The 15,455-nt window shown below is 70.8% G+C and carries 15 protein-coding genes; 11 read left to right on the plus strand and 4 right to left on the minus strand.

The annotated features are described in order from the left end of the window. The first annotated feature begins 21 nt into the window (after positions 1-21). Entirely contained in the window at positions 22-2,196 is a 2,175-nt protein-coding gene (locus tag CT688_RS03585) for a S9 family peptidase (protein WP_107757981.1), read from the plus strand. Between the two features lie 193 nt (positions 2,197-2,389). Here the strand turns inward: CT688_RS03585 and CT688_RS03590 are convergent, their stop codons facing one another. Beyond that, positions 2,390-2,917, minus strand: a complete 528-nt coding sequence (locus CT688_RS03590; RefSeq protein WP_107755782.1) for a hypothetical protein — start codon at positions 2,915-2,917, stop codon at positions 2,390-2,392. After that, a complete protein-coding gene (locus CT688_RS03595; RefSeq protein ID WP_107755783.1) occupies positions 2,914-3,210 on the minus strand; it encodes a helix-turn-helix transcriptional regulator in 297 nt (98 codons plus the stop codon). Before CT688_RS03595 ends, CT688_RS03590 begins: the two co-directional genes overlap by 4 nt. A 63-nt stretch (positions 3,211-3,273) precedes the next feature. Here CT688_RS03595 and CT688_RS03600 point away from each other — a divergent pair, with 63 nt between their 5' ends. The 4 genes from CT688_RS03600 (at position 3,274) to purQ (ending at position 5,638) form a co-directional block, all read left to right on the plus strand. Beyond that, positions 3,274-3,765 (plus strand): glutathione peroxidase, encoded by a 492-nt coding sequence (locus tag CT688_RS03600; protein ID WP_107755784.1) that lies wholly within the window; start codon positions 3,274-3,276, stop codon positions 3,763-3,765. A gap of 126 nt (positions 3,766-3,891) precedes the next feature. After that, entirely contained in the window at positions 3,892-4,611 is a 720-nt protein-coding gene (locus CT688_RS03605; RefSeq protein ID WP_107757982.1) for a DUF2334 domain-containing protein, read from the plus strand. Positions 4,612-4,709: 98 nt separating this feature from the next. Then, positions 4,710-4,964, plus strand: coding sequence for a phosphoribosylformylglycinamidine synthase subunit PurS (gene purS / locus CT688_RS03610; RefSeq protein ID WP_107755785.1), 255 nt, complete (start codon positions 4,710-4,712; stop codon positions 4,962-4,964). Continuing rightward, complete coding sequence (gene purQ / locus CT688_RS03615; protein ID WP_107755786.1) at positions 4,961-5,638, plus strand: phosphoribosylformylglycinamidine synthase subunit PurQ; 678 nt, start codon at positions 4,961-4,963, stop codon at positions 5,636-5,638. The genes purS and purQ overlap by 4 nt, the downstream gene beginning before the upstream one ends. A 79-nt stretch (positions 5,639-5,717) precedes the next feature. Here purQ and CT688_RS03620 read toward each other — a convergent pair whose 3' ends face one another. Continuing rightward, on the minus strand, positions 5,718-5,909 hold the full coding sequence (locus CT688_RS03620; protein WP_107755787.1) for a hypothetical protein: 192 nt from the start codon (positions 5,907-5,909) through the stop codon (positions 5,718-5,720). Between the two features lie 295 nt (positions 5,910-6,204). Here CT688_RS03620 and CT688_RS03625 point away from each other — a divergent pair, with 295 nt between their 5' ends. From CT688_RS03625 to CT688_RS03635, 3 genes are all read left to right on the plus strand, one after another. Next, positions 6,205-7,416, plus strand: a complete 1,212-nt coding sequence (locus CT688_RS03625; RefSeq protein ID WP_107755788.1) for a trans-acting enoyl reductase family protein — start codon at positions 6,205-6,207, stop codon at positions 7,414-7,416. A 53-nt stretch (positions 7,417-7,469) separates the two neighbouring features. Further along, entirely contained in the window at positions 7,470-9,770 is a 2,301-nt protein-coding gene (gene purL, locus CT688_RS03630) for a phosphoribosylformylglycinamidine synthase subunit PurL (RefSeq protein ID WP_107755789.1), read from the plus strand. A 69-nt stretch (positions 9,771-9,839) separates the two neighbouring features. Beyond that, a complete protein-coding gene (locus CT688_RS03635) occupies positions 9,840-10,508 on the plus strand; it encodes a YoaK family protein (RefSeq protein WP_107755790.1) in 669 nt (222 codons plus the stop codon). Between the two features lie 47 nt (positions 10,509-10,555). On the opposite strand, the gene CT688_RS03640 is transcribed toward CT688_RS03635, so the two are convergent. Continuing rightward, on the minus strand, positions 10,556-11,692 hold the full coding sequence (locus CT688_RS03640) for a hypothetical protein (protein WP_107755791.1): 1,137 nt from the start codon (positions 11,690-11,692) through the stop codon (positions 10,556-10,558). 61 nt (positions 11,693-11,753) lie between these two features. On the opposite strand from CT688_RS03640, the gene CT688_RS03645 reads away from it, so the two are divergent. The 3 genes from CT688_RS03645 to purF are packed head-to-tail and all read left to right on the plus strand — an operon-like array spanning position 11,754 to position 15,450. Beyond that, the gene (locus CT688_RS03645; protein WP_231750483.1) at positions 11,754-13,340 is read left to right on the plus strand and encodes an LssY C-terminal domain-containing protein; all 1,587 of its coding nucleotides are present in this window, start codon (positions 11,754-11,756) and stop codon (positions 13,338-13,340) included. Further along, on the plus strand, positions 13,337-13,759 hold the full coding sequence (locus tag CT688_RS03650) for a sterol carrier family protein (protein ID WP_107755793.1): 423 nt from the start codon (positions 13,337-13,339) through the stop codon (positions 13,757-13,759). The genes CT688_RS03645 and CT688_RS03650 overlap by 4 nt, the downstream gene beginning before the upstream one ends. Before the next feature lie 41 nt (positions 13,760-13,800). Continuing rightward, positions 13,801-15,450, plus strand: a complete 1,650-nt coding sequence (gene purF, locus CT688_RS03655; RefSeq protein WP_107755794.1) for an amidophosphoribosyltransferase — start codon at positions 13,801-13,803, stop codon at positions 15,448-15,450. Positions 15,451-15,455: the final 5 nt, after the last annotated feature.

Here is a 15,455-nt window from a genome sequence, read left to right on the forward strand (position 1 = left end):
ACCGGGGCTCCGCGGGTACCGGTGGCCCCCCGGGCCGAGCGCCGCCCCCACCGCCGCGAGCATCACGGCCGCGTCTTCGTGGACGACTACGAGTGGCTGCGGGACAAGGACGCCCCGGCGACCCGCGAGTACCTCGAGGCGGAGAACGCGTACACCGACGCGATGACGGTCGATCAGAAGCCGCTCGAGGACGAGGTCTACGAGGAGATCCGTTCCCGCGTCAAGGAGACCGACATGTCGGTCCCCGTGCGGTCCGGTGGATGGTGGTACTTCTCGCGCACGTCGGAGGGCCTGTCCTACGCCCGGCACTGCCGCGTCCCCGTACCTCCGGAGTTCGTGGCGGATCCCGGTGACCCGGCCGGATGGGTCCCGCCGGAGGTCTCGCCCGGTGTCGAACTGCCCGGCGAACAGCTGCTCCTGGACGGCAACGCCGAGGCCGAGGGCCACGAGTACTTCGCGCTCGGAGCGTTCTCGGTCAGTCACGACGGCCGCGTGCTGGCCTGGGCCACGGACACCGAGGGGGACGAGCGCTACACCCTGCGATTCCGCTCCCTGGATCCCGATCACACGGCGCCGACGGAGGAGATCTCGGGCATCGCGGCCGGCGTCACCTGGTCACGCGACGGGCAGTACGTGTTCTACGTGACGGTCGACGAGGCGTGGCGTCCCGACACCGTGTGGCGTCACCGTCTGGGGACGACCCGGGACGACGACGACGAGGTGTTCCACGAGCCCGACGAGTCCTACTGGATCGGGATCGGCGAGACACGCAGTGAGAAGTACCTGCAGGTCGCCGCGGGGTCCAAGATCACCTCCGAGGTGTGGTGTCTGGACTCCGCCGACCCCGCGGGTGAGTTCTGGTGCGTGCGGACTCGCGAGGAGGGCGTCGAGTACGACGTCGAGCACGCGGTCGTCGGCGGCGAGGACCGCTTCCTCATCACACACAACGCGGGTTCGCCCAACTTCGCCGTCGTCGAGGCGCCGGCCGGCCCGGTCGACCGCGACTTCCGCGACCTGACCCCGCTCGTCGAGCACCGCGACGACGTGCGGGTGGAGGGGGTCGACGCCTTCGCCCGCGTGCTGGTGCTGGGGTATCGCGAGGGAGCGTTGCCGCGGTTCTCGCTGATGCCGCTGGACCCTGCCGCCACCGGGGGCACGCAGGAGTACTCCGAGTTCACCCCTGTGGAGTTCGACGAGGAGCTGTTCACCTCCGGGCCGGGGTCGAACCCGGAGTGGGACGCGCCCGTACTGAGGTTCGGGTTCGGCTCGTTCGTCACCCCGGGCCGCGTCTACTCCCTGGCGCTGGCCACGGGGGAGCGGACCCTGTTGCGCGAGCAGGAGGTGCTCGGCGGCTATGACCCGGCCGGGTACGTGCAGCGCCGGGACTGGGCCACCGCGACGGACGGCACGCGGGTGCCGATCTCCCTGGTGATGTCGCTGGACACGGCGGAGCGGATCGACGCGGGCGAGCGGGTTCCGACCCTGCTGTACGGCTACGGCTCATACGAGACCAGCATCGACCCCGCCTTCTCGGTGGCCAGGCTCTCGCTGCTCGACCGGGGGATGGCCTACGCCGTGGCCCACGTGCGTGGCGGAGGCGAGATGGGGCGCCTCTGGTACGAGCAGGGCAAGACCCTGACCAAGCGGAACACCTTCACCGACTTCGTCGACTGCGCCCGGCACCTGGTCGACACCGGGCTCACCGCTCCGGATCGTCTGGTGGCCGAGGGCGGCAGCGCGGGTGGACTGCTTATGGGCGCCGTGGCCAACCTGGCGCCGGACCTGTTCGTGGGAATCCAGGCCGTGGTGCCGTTCGTCGATCCGCTCACCTCGATTCTCATGCCCGAACTGCCGCTCACGGTGATCGAGTGGGACGAGTGGGGGGATCCCCTGCACTCGCAGGAGGTCTACGACTACATGGCGTCCTATGCGCCGTACGAGAACATCGAGGCCAAGGACTACCCGGCGATCCTGGCGGTCACCTCGCTCAACGACACCCGGGTGCTCTACGTGGAGCCCGCCAAGTGGGTGGCCCGTCTCCGGGCGGTGTCGACCTCGGCTGATTCCGCCGAGCGCCCGGTCCTGCTGCGCTGCGAGATGAGTGCCGGTCACGGTGGCGTCTCCGGGCGGTACGAGCGCTGGCGCCAGACCGCGTTCGAGTACGCCTGGACGGTCCGCACGGCCGGCGCCGGATAGGGTTCTGTCCCGCGCGCGGGCCGGCACACGCACCCGGCCGGCACACGCGCGCCCGGCCGGCACACGCGCGCCCGGCCGGCACACGCGCCCGGCCGGCACACGCGCGCAAGCACTGCAGCCACACACGAAATCTCGCGTGTGGCTGCAGTGTTCGCGCGCGGTTGTGCCCGACAGTTGTTCTCGACGGTTGTGGTCAGCGCTCGTCGTCGTCGGCGGGGTCCATGGTCCCGGCCATCGCGGCGGCGGGGATGATCCCGCCGACGAAGACACCCAGGATCGCGACCCCGCCCATCGCGTAGGCGAGGCGATGGCCGTCCCCGAGTTCCAAGGAGGATCCGAAGACCAGCACGATCCCGGTCACGAAACAGAGTCCCACGAGCACCGACAGCGCGGTGGACCTGGCGCGCAGGAGTGTCTGCGTCTCGAACTCGTCGAGGTAGCGCGGCGGGGCGGTGTCCTTGACGTCGATGACGGTGCGCAGCATCGTCCACACCGTGCAGATCGCCACCGCCATCGGCACCCAGGCGATCACGATGGGGAGCCAGAAGAACCCGGCCAGGGCGATCAGCGCCATGACCGCGACGCACGCCCAGTTCAACCGGACCAGCAGTCGGCGACGCTCGGGGGTGCGCCAGGAGGGCAGGCTGCCGGAGAGTCGGCCGACGGTCGTCTCGTAACGGCGCTCGGCGGCGGTCAGGGTGTCGTCGGCGATCGAGTTCATGGTGTGTCCTCTGCTCGTGGCGTGTCCGGTGGTGTGCGGCGGTAGATCTCGGTGGACATCGGCTGGAACTCGTCCCGGGAGAACACGGCCTCGACGGGCAGGTCGAACACCGCGCAGATGCGGAAGGCCAGATCCAGGCTGGGGTAGTGGTCGCCCCGTTCGAGCGCCCCCACGGTCTGGGGGTTGACCTCGATCCGTTCGGCGAGCGAGGCCCGGCTGAGTCGGTGCTCGGCCCGCAGGACGGCAATCCGGTTGTAGATGGGGAGCTTTTCCCCCCGTCGCACTGGGCTCATGCAATGCAGTGTTGTAAAAACCCATCGATCTGTCAAGTCTGCCGACGGCGTATTCTGGCTCACATGAGCAGCCTCCACGACATCACCTTCACGACCATCGACGGCGAACAGGCCCGGCTCGGTGACTACGCGGGGCACGCCGTCCTGGTGGTCAACGTGGCCAGCGAGTGTGGACTCACCCCGCAGTACGAGGGTCTGCAGGAACTGGCGGACGACTACCGGGACCGCGGGTTCTTCGTCCTGGGCTTCCCGTGCAACCAGTTCATGGGTCAGGAGCCCGGTGACGAGGACGCGATCAAGAAGTTCACCACCGAGAAGTACGGGATCTCCTTCCCGCTGGCGGCCAAGGTCGACGTCAACGGCCCGGATCGCCACCCGCTGTACGCGGAGCTGACCGCGGTCGCCGACGCCGACGGCCAGGCCGGTGACGTGCAGTGGAACTTCGAGAAATTCCTGCTCTCCCCCGCGGGAGAGGTCGTGGGTCGCTTCCGTCCCAAGGTGGAGCCGGGCGCCCCCGAGCTCACCGAGGCGATCGAGGACGTCCTCCCGGTCTGACCCCGTCCCGGCGCGTCACGTCCGGCCGGGGCGTCACGTCCGGCCGGGGCGTCACCTCCTGTAGGGCCACCGGACGTACACCTCGTCGTCGTCGCTCCGTCACATGGGGCTGCGACCATGGCGACCATGACATCGCGCCCGGCCACCGCCCGCCTCATCGTCTCCGTCTCGGGTCTGCGGGACTCCACTCTCGAGGGAGCGGTCGACCTGGTCGGCGACCTCGAACGGCGACGCGTGCCAGTCTCATTGCTCGTCGCGCCGAGGCGGGGGCGTGAATACCGGATGACCGAGGACCGGGCCACCCAGGGGTGGCTCCGGCACCGTCGCGAGCGGGGTGACTCGATCGTGCTGGGTGGATACGACGAGGCGGCTACCCGACCGCGCCGGCCCGAGTTCGCCGCAATCGGACCTGCGGAGGCGGCAGTCCGTCTCGCCGCTGCGGACCGGATCATGGCCGATATGGGCCTGAGGACGCGGCTTTTCGCACCTCCTCGGTGGAACGCCTCGCCGGGGTGCCTCGAGGCGCTGCCCGGCGCGGGCTTCCGGCTCTGCGCCTCCCTCGTCGGCGTCCATGACGTGGTCCGCGGGACCACGGAGCGTGGACGGGCGCTGTCGATCGGGGAGGGCTTCATCGCCGACGCCTGGTGGTGCCGGGCCCTCGTCACCGCAGCCTGTCGGACGGCGGCGTCGGGAGGTCTGGTGCGCGTCAACGTCTCCGCAACCCAGCTCTCGCGCCGCGCACCGCGGTCGGCGTTGTTGGACGCGGTGGATCGGGTGACCGGGGAGTACGGGGCGATCGCCGGCCGCTACGAATGGCCGGCGGTCGCACTGGCCCCCGCGGCCTGAGCCATTCGGTGGCCCCGCCGACTCCTAGTACGATTGGCAGCCGAGCCCCGGCCGGTCCGGGTCCGCCCCCGCGTTTCCACCGATCGAGGAGATCCACCGTGGCCCGAGTCGTCGTCGAAGTCATGCCCAAGGCCGAGATCCTCGATCCGCAGGGGCAGGCCATCCACCGGGCCCTGGGCCGTCTCGGCCACACGGGCGTGACCGACATCCGTCAGGGCAAGCGGTTCGAGCTCGAGGTGTCCGACGAGGTGTCCGACGCCGAACTCGAGGAGATCGCGTCGTCGCTCCTGGCCAACACGGTCATCGAGGACTGGACGGTCGTGCGCGTGGACACCGCGGAGGTGGCCTCGTGAGCGCACGGGTCGGCGTCATCACCTTCCCCGGCACGCTCGACGACATCGACGCCTCGCGGGCCGTGACCAGGTCCGGCGCGGAGGCCGTCTCGTTGTGGCACGACGACGCCGACCTCAAGGGGGTCGACGCCGTGGTGGTGCCCGGCGGATTCTCCTACGGCGACTACCTGCGTTGCGGCGCGATCGCCTCGATGGCACCCGTCATGGGCGAGGTCATCGCGGCCGCCCGGGGAGGGATGCCGGTGCTGGGCATCTGCAACGGCTTCCAGATCCTGTGTGAGGCGGGCCTGCTGCCCGGTGCCCTCGGGCGCAACCGCGACATGCACTTCGTGTGCCGCGACGAGTGGCTGCGCGTGGAGAACACCGGCACCGCGTGGACCGGGCGGTTCGAGCAGGGGGCCGAGATCCTCATCCCCCTCAAGTCCGGCGAGGGGCGCTTCATGGCCACGGCGGAGACGATCGCGCAGCTCGAGGGCGAGGGGCGAGTGGTGTTCCGCTTCGCCGGCGACGCCCCCAACGGATCGACCAACGGCATCGCCGGTATCTGCTCGGAGAACGGCCGGGTCGTGGGCCTCATGCCCCACCCGGAGCACGCGATCGACCCGCTGACCGGCCCCTCCGACGACGGCCTGGGGCTGTTCCTGTCCGCCCTCGACTCGGTGGTCACCGCCTGACCCGAGACCTCTACTCGCCACGACGGGCCCGCCGGGATCACTCCCGGCGGGCCCGTCGTTCAGCAGGGTGGGTCCGCGATCAGAAGGCCGGGGCGCTGCTCCCGATATCCGCCCCGGCTCCACCGAGGATGTTCAGCAGCAGGCCCGGGAGGATGAACGCGGCCTGCGTGAGGGTGTCCACCGCGGAGGACCCGGTGGGCTCGCCGACGCTGCCCGAGGCCTCTCCGATGATGGGAAGGATGATTTCGCTGACCGAACCGACGAGGTCCATGTGGTCTCCTTTACGTAACCGCCCCGAACGGTCTCGGGGTTGATGCCTGCCACCCTGGTGGTCGCAGGTGCAGGCGAGTCTGCACCCGGAGTTGGACACGTGGGGACTATTGCGTCCAGTTCGTTACATTAGTGTTTGCTGAGATTCTGGCCCTCGAGTGGGCGCGGGCAGACCGGAGCTCGGCGGATCGCCCGTCCTGCCGGCCCTCATGGATGCGGGCGTTCGATCCTCCGGCCCGGCAGCGGTCGCCGGACCCGTGGACTGCGGTAGGCGTGGAATGCGGTAGAACCGTGGGGTGAGCGAATCCACCACCCAGCCCGAGTCCGCGTCCGACAGATCCCACCGGCCGTTCGACATCGTCGTCTACGGTGCGACCGGCTACACCGGCGGCCTGGTCGCCGACTACCTGATGCGCAACCTCCCCGAGGGGGGCGCGTGGGCGGTGGCGGGCCGGTCGAGGGTGAAGCTCGATGCACTCGTGGCCAGGCTCAGCGCCGAGATGCCCGACGTCCCGGCCCCGGGGATCGTGGTGGCGGACACCGGGGATCCGGAGTCACTGGCGGACATGGCCGGGTCGGCCCGTGTCGTGCTCACCACCGTGGGCCCGTACCTCGAGTACGGCGAACCGCTCGTCGCCGCGTGTGCGGAGGCCGGTACCGACTACGTCGACCTCACGGGCGAGCCCGAGTTCGCCGACCGCATGTACCTCGAGTACCACGACACGGCCGTGGCCTCCGGCGCGCGCATCATCCACGCGTGCGGGTTCGACTCCATCCCCCACGACCTGGGCGTGTACTACACCATGAAGCAGGTCCCCGAGGGGGTACCGGTGGCCGTGTACGGCGCGGTCCACGCCGACGCCCAGTTCTCCGGCGGCACCTACCACTCGGCCATCGGCCAGTTCGCGAGGCTCCGCCAGGCCGCCCGCACCGCAAAGGCGCGGCGCGCGAAGGAGGGCAGGGTCGAGGGTCGGCGCATCAAGTCGGTGACGGGCAAGCCGCACCACGACAGCGTCCTCGGTCGCTGGTTGGTCCCCCTGCCCACGATCGACCCGCAGATCGTCCTGCGCTCGGCGGCCGCGTTGGAGAGCTACGGCCCGGACTTCAGCTACGCGCACTACGCCTCGGTCAAATCGCCTCTGACCGCGACGGCGGGCATGGTCGGGGTCGGGGCGCTGGCCGTGGGTGCGCAGATCGGCCCCATCAGGTCTCAGCTTCTCAAGAGGATCGATCGTGGCGCCGGGCCGAGCGAGTCCCGCCGCGCCCGGTCGTCGTTCGACGTGACCTTCGTGGCGTTGGCGGGTGGGCGTCGGGTGGTCACCCGGGTCTGCGGCGGTGACCCCGGATACACCGAGACCTCCATGATGATCGCGGAGTCGGCCCTGTGCCTGGCCTTCGACGAGCTTTCCGCTCTCGCGGGGCAACTCACCACCGCCCAGGCGATGGGGGACGCGCTCCTCGCGCGCGTCGAGCGCGGGGGTCTGACCTTCGAGGTGCTGTCCACCTAGCCCCGGCCGGGAGCGGATTCGCGGGCCGCCGGGGGCCGACTAGACTCGCCCCCGTGACGACTCACGTGGATTCCATCTCGCACGCCTCCGACACCCCCGAGCTCGCCCAGCCGTGGGCCGAACTCGGGCTGAAGGAGGACGAGTACGCCCGGATACGCGAGATCCTCGGCCGTCGGCCCACGGACGCCGAGCTGGCCATGTACTCGGTCATGTGGTCGGAGCACTGCTCGTACAAGTCCTCCAAGGTGCATCTGCGCTACTTCGGCGAGACGACGACGGACGAGATGCGATCCACCATGCTCGCGGGAATCGGCGAGAACGCCGGCGTGGTCGACATCGGTGACGGGTGGGCCGTGACGTTCAAGGTCGAGTCACACAACCACCCCTCCTACATCGAGCCGTACCAGGGCGCCGCGACCGGTGTCGGCGGGATCGTCCGCGACATCATGGCGATGGGCGCGCGCCCGGTGGCGGTCATGGACCAGCTGCGGTTCGGCCCGGCCGACGCGGACGACACCCACCGTGTGCTCCCGGGCGTCGTCGCGGGTGTCGGCGGTTACGGAAACTGCCTCGGTCTGCCGAACCTCGGCGGTGAGACCGTCTTCGATGAGTCCTATGCGGCCAACCCGCTGGTCAACGCCCTGTGTGCCGGCGTGATGCGGGTCGAGGACCTCCATCTCGCGTTCGCGTCCGGGACGGGGAACCGGATCATCCTCTTCGGCGCCCGGACAGGACTCGACGGGATCGGGGGAGTGTCCGTCCTCGCCTCCGAGACCTTCGAGGAGGACGAGCACGGCGCGCCCGTCAAGCCCCGCAAGCTCCCCAGCGTCCAGGTGGGGGACCCGTTCGCCGAGAAGGTGCTCATCGAGTGCTGTCTCGAGCTCTACCGCGAGGAGCTCGTGGTCGGGATCCAGGACCTCGGGGGAGCGGGTCTGGCCTGTGCCACCTCCGAACTCGCCGCGGCGGGTGACGGCGGGATGCACGTCGTGCTGGACAACGTGCCCCTGCGCGCCGAGGGGATGTCGGCGGCGGAGATCCTGTCGAGCGAGTCGCAGGAGCGGATGTGCGCCGTGGTGGCGCCGGAGAACGTGGACGCCTTCATGGAGGTGTGCCGCCGGTGGGACGTGTTGGCCACCGACATCGGTGAGGTCACCGACGGCGACCGGCTCACCATCGAGTTCCGCGGCGAGACCGTGGTGGACGTCCCCCCGCGCACCGTGGCCCACGACGGCCCGGTCTACGATCGCCCCCTGGAGCGCCCGGCGGACCAGGACGCCCTGCAGGCGGACACCACCGCCTCGTTGGCGCGGCCGACCACCGGCGAGGAACTGCGTCGCACGCTCCTCGACATGGTGGCCAGCCCCGCACTGTGTTCGCGCAAGTTCATCACCGAGCAGTACGACCGCTACGTGCGCGGGAACACGGTCCTGGCGGAGAACGCGGACGGCGGGGTCCTGCGGATCGATGAGGAGTCGGGCCGCGGCATCGCGCTGTCGACCGACGCCTCGGGGCGCTACACCAGGCTGGACCCGTACACTGGCGCCCGCCTCGCGTTGGCCGAGGCGTACCGGAACGTGGCCGTCACCGGCGCGCTCCCGGTCGCCGTGACCAACTGCCTCAATTTCGGCTCCCCCGAGGACCCCGGCGTCATGTGGCAGTTCCGCGAGGCCGTCCACGGCCTGGCAGACGGCTGCGCCGAGCTCGGCATCCCCGTGACCGGTGGAAATGTGTCCTTCTACAACCAGACCGGGTCCACACCCATCCTGCCCACTCCCGTCGTGGGGGTGCTCGGGGTGATCGACGACGTCGCGCGTCGTATCCCGACCGCGTTCGGAGACACCCCGGGCGAGAGCGTCTACCTGCTCGGTGAGACCCGGGACGAGCTCGACGGTTCGATCTGGGCGCAGGTCGCCCACCAGCACCTCGGCGGCATGCCCCCGACGGTCGACCTCGAGTGGGAGGCCACGCTCGCCCGGATCCTGGCCACGTGCTCCAAGGACGGCCTGATCACCGGCGCACACGACCTGTCGGAGGGCGGGCTCGCCCAGGCGCTCGTGGAGTCGGCCCTCGCCGGGGAGTGCGGCCTCAGAGTGGTGTTGCCCGCCGACGCGGACCCGTTCGTGTGGCTGTTCTCCGAATCCTCCGGCCGCGTGATCGTGTCGGTTCCCCGGGGCGAGGAGATCCGGTTCCAGCAGATGCTCACGGCACAGCACATCCCGCACACCCGCATCGCCGTCACGGACCCGGACTCGGAGGCCTTCGAGGTCCAGGGGCAGTTCACCCTCACCACCGCCGACCTGCGCGCGGCCCACGAGGGGACGCTGCCGGAGTTGTTCGGCGTCGACCCCGTGTGAGACCCCTCCTCCGGAGTCAGACCGCTCCGAGTACGGTCGCTCCGAATGCGGCCGCTCGGAGGTGGTCCGATGCGTGACCTCCGCAGGCGCGAGCGGGTGCTCGCGGTGGTCCTGGCCGGCACGGCGGGCTTCGTCGACGCGGTCGGCTTCCTGGTGGTGGGCGGTTACTTCGTCTCGTTCATGAGTGGTAACTCCACCCGGCTGGCCGTCGATCTGGTGGAGGGGGACTTCGGGGGCGCGGGCATCGCGGCCGTCGTCCTGGTCTCGTTCTTCCTCGGAGCGGTCGCGGGAGCGGTGGTGACCCGGCTCCGGCCCGGGGACGACCGCCCGGCCGTCCTGGCCCTGGTCGCCTCCTTGCTGTTGCTATCGCTCGCGGTGCACCAGCTCACCGCGGCCACGGTCGTCGGGGCGCCGGCGTCGATGACTGTCGTCGCGGCCTCGATGGGGGCCATGAACTCGGTGTTCCACTCCAGGGGCGAGGTCTCGCTGGGGGTCACCTACATGACCGGTGCGGTGGTCAAGTCCGCACATCGCCTGGTGGATGCGCTGGCGGGGGGGTCGTGGGCGCCCTATCGTCAGCAGGTCTCGCTCTGGGCGGCACTCGCGCTGGGCGGTGTGGCGGGCGCGGTACTCCAGATCGTCCTCGGCGTGGCCGCGCTGGGCGTCGCCGCGGCGGTCGTGGCCGTCGCCCTGTTCGTGACCGTGTGGGTGCGCGGGCGGGAGCGCCGAGGGGCTTGAGGCAGGGGGCCGAGGTGGGGCCCGAGGCCGGGACCAGAGGGCCTGGTTCAGCCTCGTCGCCGTGCCCGCAGATAGGCCTCCCGCGCGGCGAGGCCATGGACCACCTCGTCGATCATGGGACGGACGAACCGCGCGCGGTGCGCGGAGTCTGAGGCCGCCGCGGCGGCCAGGTTGAGGGCGGAGAACGCGGCGAGGGTGAGCGAGACCCGCACCAGGGTCACGCTGACCGGGACGCCTGCCAGCAGGCCGCCGAGACCCTCCGTCGTCCAGAGCGTCCACCGGGTCTCGGTGGCCTCGGGGATCGCTATCCACCCCAGGAAGACGAAGAACAGGAAGACCAGGCAGGCGAACAGCGCGGCCTGGATCAGGGTGGCGATCACCGGGACCAGCAGGACGTTGATCCGTTCGGCGATCCGCAGTTCCCGGCCCGGCGCCCGGGCCTCCAACTCGTCGTGGAGGTCGTCGCGCGTGGTGATGGTCACGAGGAGGACCGTGAGCAGGCCCATGACGCCCACCACGGCGAAGGTCCGCGGCCAGGACAGGGCCACCATCACCTGCCAGATCTCCGCGCTGAAGAACAGGAAGAGCACGGCCAACATGAGGACCGGCAGGACCCGGGCCACCATGTGGCCCATGGTCCCCAGCTCGCGCCGGACCCGCCGTGCGGACCAGCGCACGAGCGAGCCCGCGCCGACGTAGGTGCCCACCAGGACCCCCGCCGCGAGCAGAACGGTCGTGCCCGGGCCGGGGCCGTCATGGGGTTCGAAGGACAGCGGGGCCGCCACGACGAGCGCGACCGCCGAGGCGAGCCCGATGACGGACCCGGGCAATGGGCCCACGCGACGGACCACGCGGGCCACGAACCAGCCGAGGATCGGCGCCGCGATGAACAGTCCGAGTGCCAACAGGAGCAGGAGGATGATCGGATCGCTCACCGCCAGCTCCTCCCATTCGGGGGAGTCCTCTCCGACCCGCTCGAGCAGCGCCACCGCGTAGTCGTTCGAGCGGTCCAGTGCGGAGAGACCCGAGGTGGCCACCGCGAGGCCCGCGCTGACCCCGGCCGAACGGACCAGGATCTCCCGGGCCCGCGTGGACGGGACGATCATCATCGGCAGGCCGAGGTCCCGCAGGTGATCCTCGTGGGCGCCGAGGCTGCTGGCCGGCGTCGGAGCTGTCGTGGACACGGGGGATATTCTGGCAGTCATCGTGCTCCACGCGGACCGTACCGCGGACTATCGTCGAGCCATGCCCACCAGCGAGCGACCGGTCACGTCGCCCGGCGCGGAATCGGACGACCCTGCCGGGCCGGCCGGGCCGGAGACACAGGCCGGGCCCCCAGTCTACGCCCGCCTGCCGTCCAAGGTGCGGGACGACGACGTCCGTCCGGCGCTGCCGGGTCAGATCGTCGACACGGTGTTCTTCGCCCTGGCCACCCTCTCGGCCGGATGGTTGGGCTGGCGACTGTTGGACGAGGTGTGGCGCCACACGTGGTGGCACCTGTTCCTGCTGATCCCGTTCTGGGCGCTCGTGGCCTATCTGGTCCTGCCCCGCCTGCAGACCATGATCACCTCGGTCTACGTGCCCGGGTACTTCATCGCCCGCACCCGGACGTCAGACGGTCTGCTGGGGGACCCGGTCAACCTGGCCGTCGACGGCACGGCCCGGCAGATCCACGAGGCCATGACGGCCTGTGGTTGGGTGCTGGCCGACGACGTCACGGTCCGCTCGTCCTGGGGCATCATCCTGTCCTCGGTGCTGCGGCGGTCCTACCCCTCGGCGCCGGTGAGCCCCCTGCGGCTCTTCGGCCGGAGGCAGTGCCTGGCATACCAACAGGAGGTGGAGGGCAACGCGGCGCAGCGACATCACGTCCGGTTCTGGCGGTGCCCCGACGGCTGGCTGCTGCCCGGCGGCCATCGCGTGCAGTGGCTCGGGGCGGGAACCTACGACAGGGCGGTGGGGCTGTCGCTGTTCACCCTGCAGGTGACCCACAAGATCGACGCGGACATCGACGTGGAGCGCGACTACATCGTGGCCTCGATCCGGTACCACGTCCCCGCCGCGGAGGTCCGCGTACTCGAGAACTTCTCGGCCGGGTATCACTCCCGGAACGGCGGGGGCGACGCGATCCGCACGGACGGCGACCTGCCGGTGGTGGACCTGCGGGCCGTTCCGGTCCCCGAGGTCGCCGCGGCCGATCTGCCCGCCGGGCTGGTGCGGGCCGCCCGCGGGTACGACGACCCCCAGGCGGAGGGCGGGGTGGCGTCGGGGGACGCTGATCGCCCGGCCGACGACGTGGCCCCCGACCCCGGACACCTGCCGCGTCCGGCCGCACTCACCGCGGGCTGTGGACTGGTCGGGGCGAGCGTTCTCGTCCTGGTGGTGCTGGCGTTGCGCGACATTCTCGGGGACCAGGGCATGGAGGAGTTCGCCGGTCTCGACCGATCCGAGGTGGTGCCGGCGATCATCGCGCTCGCGGTGTTCATCGGCGGCGTCTACGGGGCGATGGGCGTCCTGGCCCTGCTCACCTACCTGGGGTACGCCAGACCGCGCGTGTGGCTTCTCACCCTCACGGTGGTGAGCATCGTCTCGACGGAGTCCGGCCGCGTCACCACGGACGCCGAACTGGGGACCGTTCTCGGCGGCTACCTCGCCCTGGCGGTCAACGTCCTGATCCTGCTGCTGCTCACCAGCCAGGCCACGCGGACGTGGAGCCGCAGGACCGCGCAGGAACGGCGGCGGGCGCGGCGGGCCCGGCGCCGCGGGTCCCGCCGGGCGCGCACCCCGGTGCCTGGGTCCGACCCGGTTCTCCCGGACATGGGTGATCGCACATGAGGCGGGTCCCCGACGGCGCGACGGTCCGCGCGGCGGTCGAGGAGGTGGCGCCCTGGCTCGACGACGACGAGGTGGACGCCCCCGGCCGGTCCACGATAGCGGCGGCGGTCCGCGCCACCGCTGCCGTGCTGGCGGCCGAGCTCCCCGGCCGGGCGGTCGAGGTGCGGGTGCCGCCCTATGTGGCCGTGCAGTGCATCGAGGGGCCGCGCCACACGCGGGGGACCCCGCCCAACGTCGTCGAGACCGACGCCAGGACCTGGCTCGAACTCGCCACCGGCCGCCGCAGCTGGCAGTCCGCCGTCTCGGCCGGGCTGGTCCGTGCGTCGGGGACGAGGGCCGGTGAGGTCGCGTCGGGGCTGCCGGTGGTGCGACCGGGGACACGGGAGTGGGGTCACGGGGGTCCGGGAACGTACACTTGAACGGCACCGCCGGGGTCTGTCCGGGCGGACCGCCCCGAACCATGAGGGAGCACCACCAGGTGGAGAGCACGTCGTCACGTCCGGGCACGTCCGGACCACTCCGCCGCACAACGAGTCGCGCCGCCGTCGGTCTGGGTCTGCCCGACCCGTCCGTTCCCGGTCCGACCGGCCTGCCTGTCGACGCCGAGCGCATCGGCCCGGTCGAGGAGTGCGGTGTCTTCGGTGTGTGGGCTCCGGGCGAGGATGTCGCCAAGCTCACCTACTACGGCCTGTACGCGCTGCAACACCGAGGCCAGGAGGCCGCAGGGATCGCGGTCGCGGACGGTGAGCAGGTCCTGGTCTACAAGGATCTCGGTCTGGTGAGTCAGGTCTTCGACGAGAAGACCCTCGAATCGATGAGCGGCCACGTGGGCGTGGGGCACTGCCGGTACTCGACGACCGGCGCGGCGTCCTGGGACAACGCCCAGCCCATGTTCCGGCCCACTCCCGGTGGAGGGTCCGTGGTGCTGGGGCACAACGGGAATCTGGTCAACACCCAGGAACTCAAGCGTTACGCCACGTCGATCGGTATCCGTGGGTACTCCGAGAACAGCACCCACTCGGACTCGGACATCGTCTCCACCCTCCTCGCCCACGACGCGGGGGACGGGGGGCTCGAGGAGGCGGCGGCCCGGTTGTTGCCGCGACTGCGCGGTGCCTACTGCCTGACGTTCTCCGACGAGAGCACGCTGTACGCGGCCCGCGACCCTCACGGGGTGCGCCCCCTCGCGCTCGGTCGGCTCGAGCGGGGCTGGGTGGTCTCGTCCGAGACCTCTGCGCTCGACATCGTCGGGGCGTCGTTCGTCCGCGACATCGAGCCCGGTGAGCTCATCGCGATCGACGCCGACGGCGTCAGGTCGCGCAGACTGGCGGAACCCGCCCCCAAGGCCTGCGTCTTCGAGTACGTCTACCTGGCGCGTCCCGACTCGGTGATCAACGAGCGGCTGGTCAACTCCGCTCGCGTGGAGATCGGTCGCACGCTGGCCGCCGAACACCCCGTCGAGGGCGACCTGGTCATCCCGGTCCCGGAGTCGGGCACCCCGGCCGCGGTCGGATACGCGCAGGGCTCCGGAATCCCCTTCGCACAGGGGTTGACCAAGAACGCCTACGTCGGCCGCACGTTCATCCAGCCCAGTCAGACGATCCGGCAGCTCGGAATCCGGCTCAAACTCAACCCGCTTCGCGAGGTGATCCACGGGAAGAAGCTGGTGGTGGTGGATGACTCGATCGTCCGGGGCAACACCCAGCGGGCCCTGATCAGGATGCTCAGGGAGGCGGGCGCCCTCGAGGTGCACGTCCGTATAGCCTCTCCTCCGGTCCGGTGGCCGTGCTTCTACGGCATCGACTTCGCCAGCCCGGCCGAGCTGATCGCCAACGGCGTCGACGTGACGGACGGGATGCTCGAGGGTGTCCGCAGGGCGATCGGCGCGGACACCCTCGGGTACATCTCGGTGGACGGGATGATCTCGGCCACCGGGCAGCCGCGGGACGAGTTGTGCGCCGCGTGCTTCGACGGCCACTATCCCATCGCGCTCCCGGACGACTCGCCCATGAGTGCGGCCGTGCTGGCCCTGGCCGCCCAGGTCGACGGCGAGACCCCCGACCGGCACCTGGTCCTGCACGACACCACGGACGCCGTCCGCCGACCCTGACCGGG

The sequence above is a fragment of the Dietzia sp. JS16-p6b genome, assembly GCF_003052165.1.
Taxonomy (GTDB): domain Bacteria; phylum Actinomycetota; class Actinomycetes; order Mycobacteriales; family Mycobacteriaceae; genus Dietzia.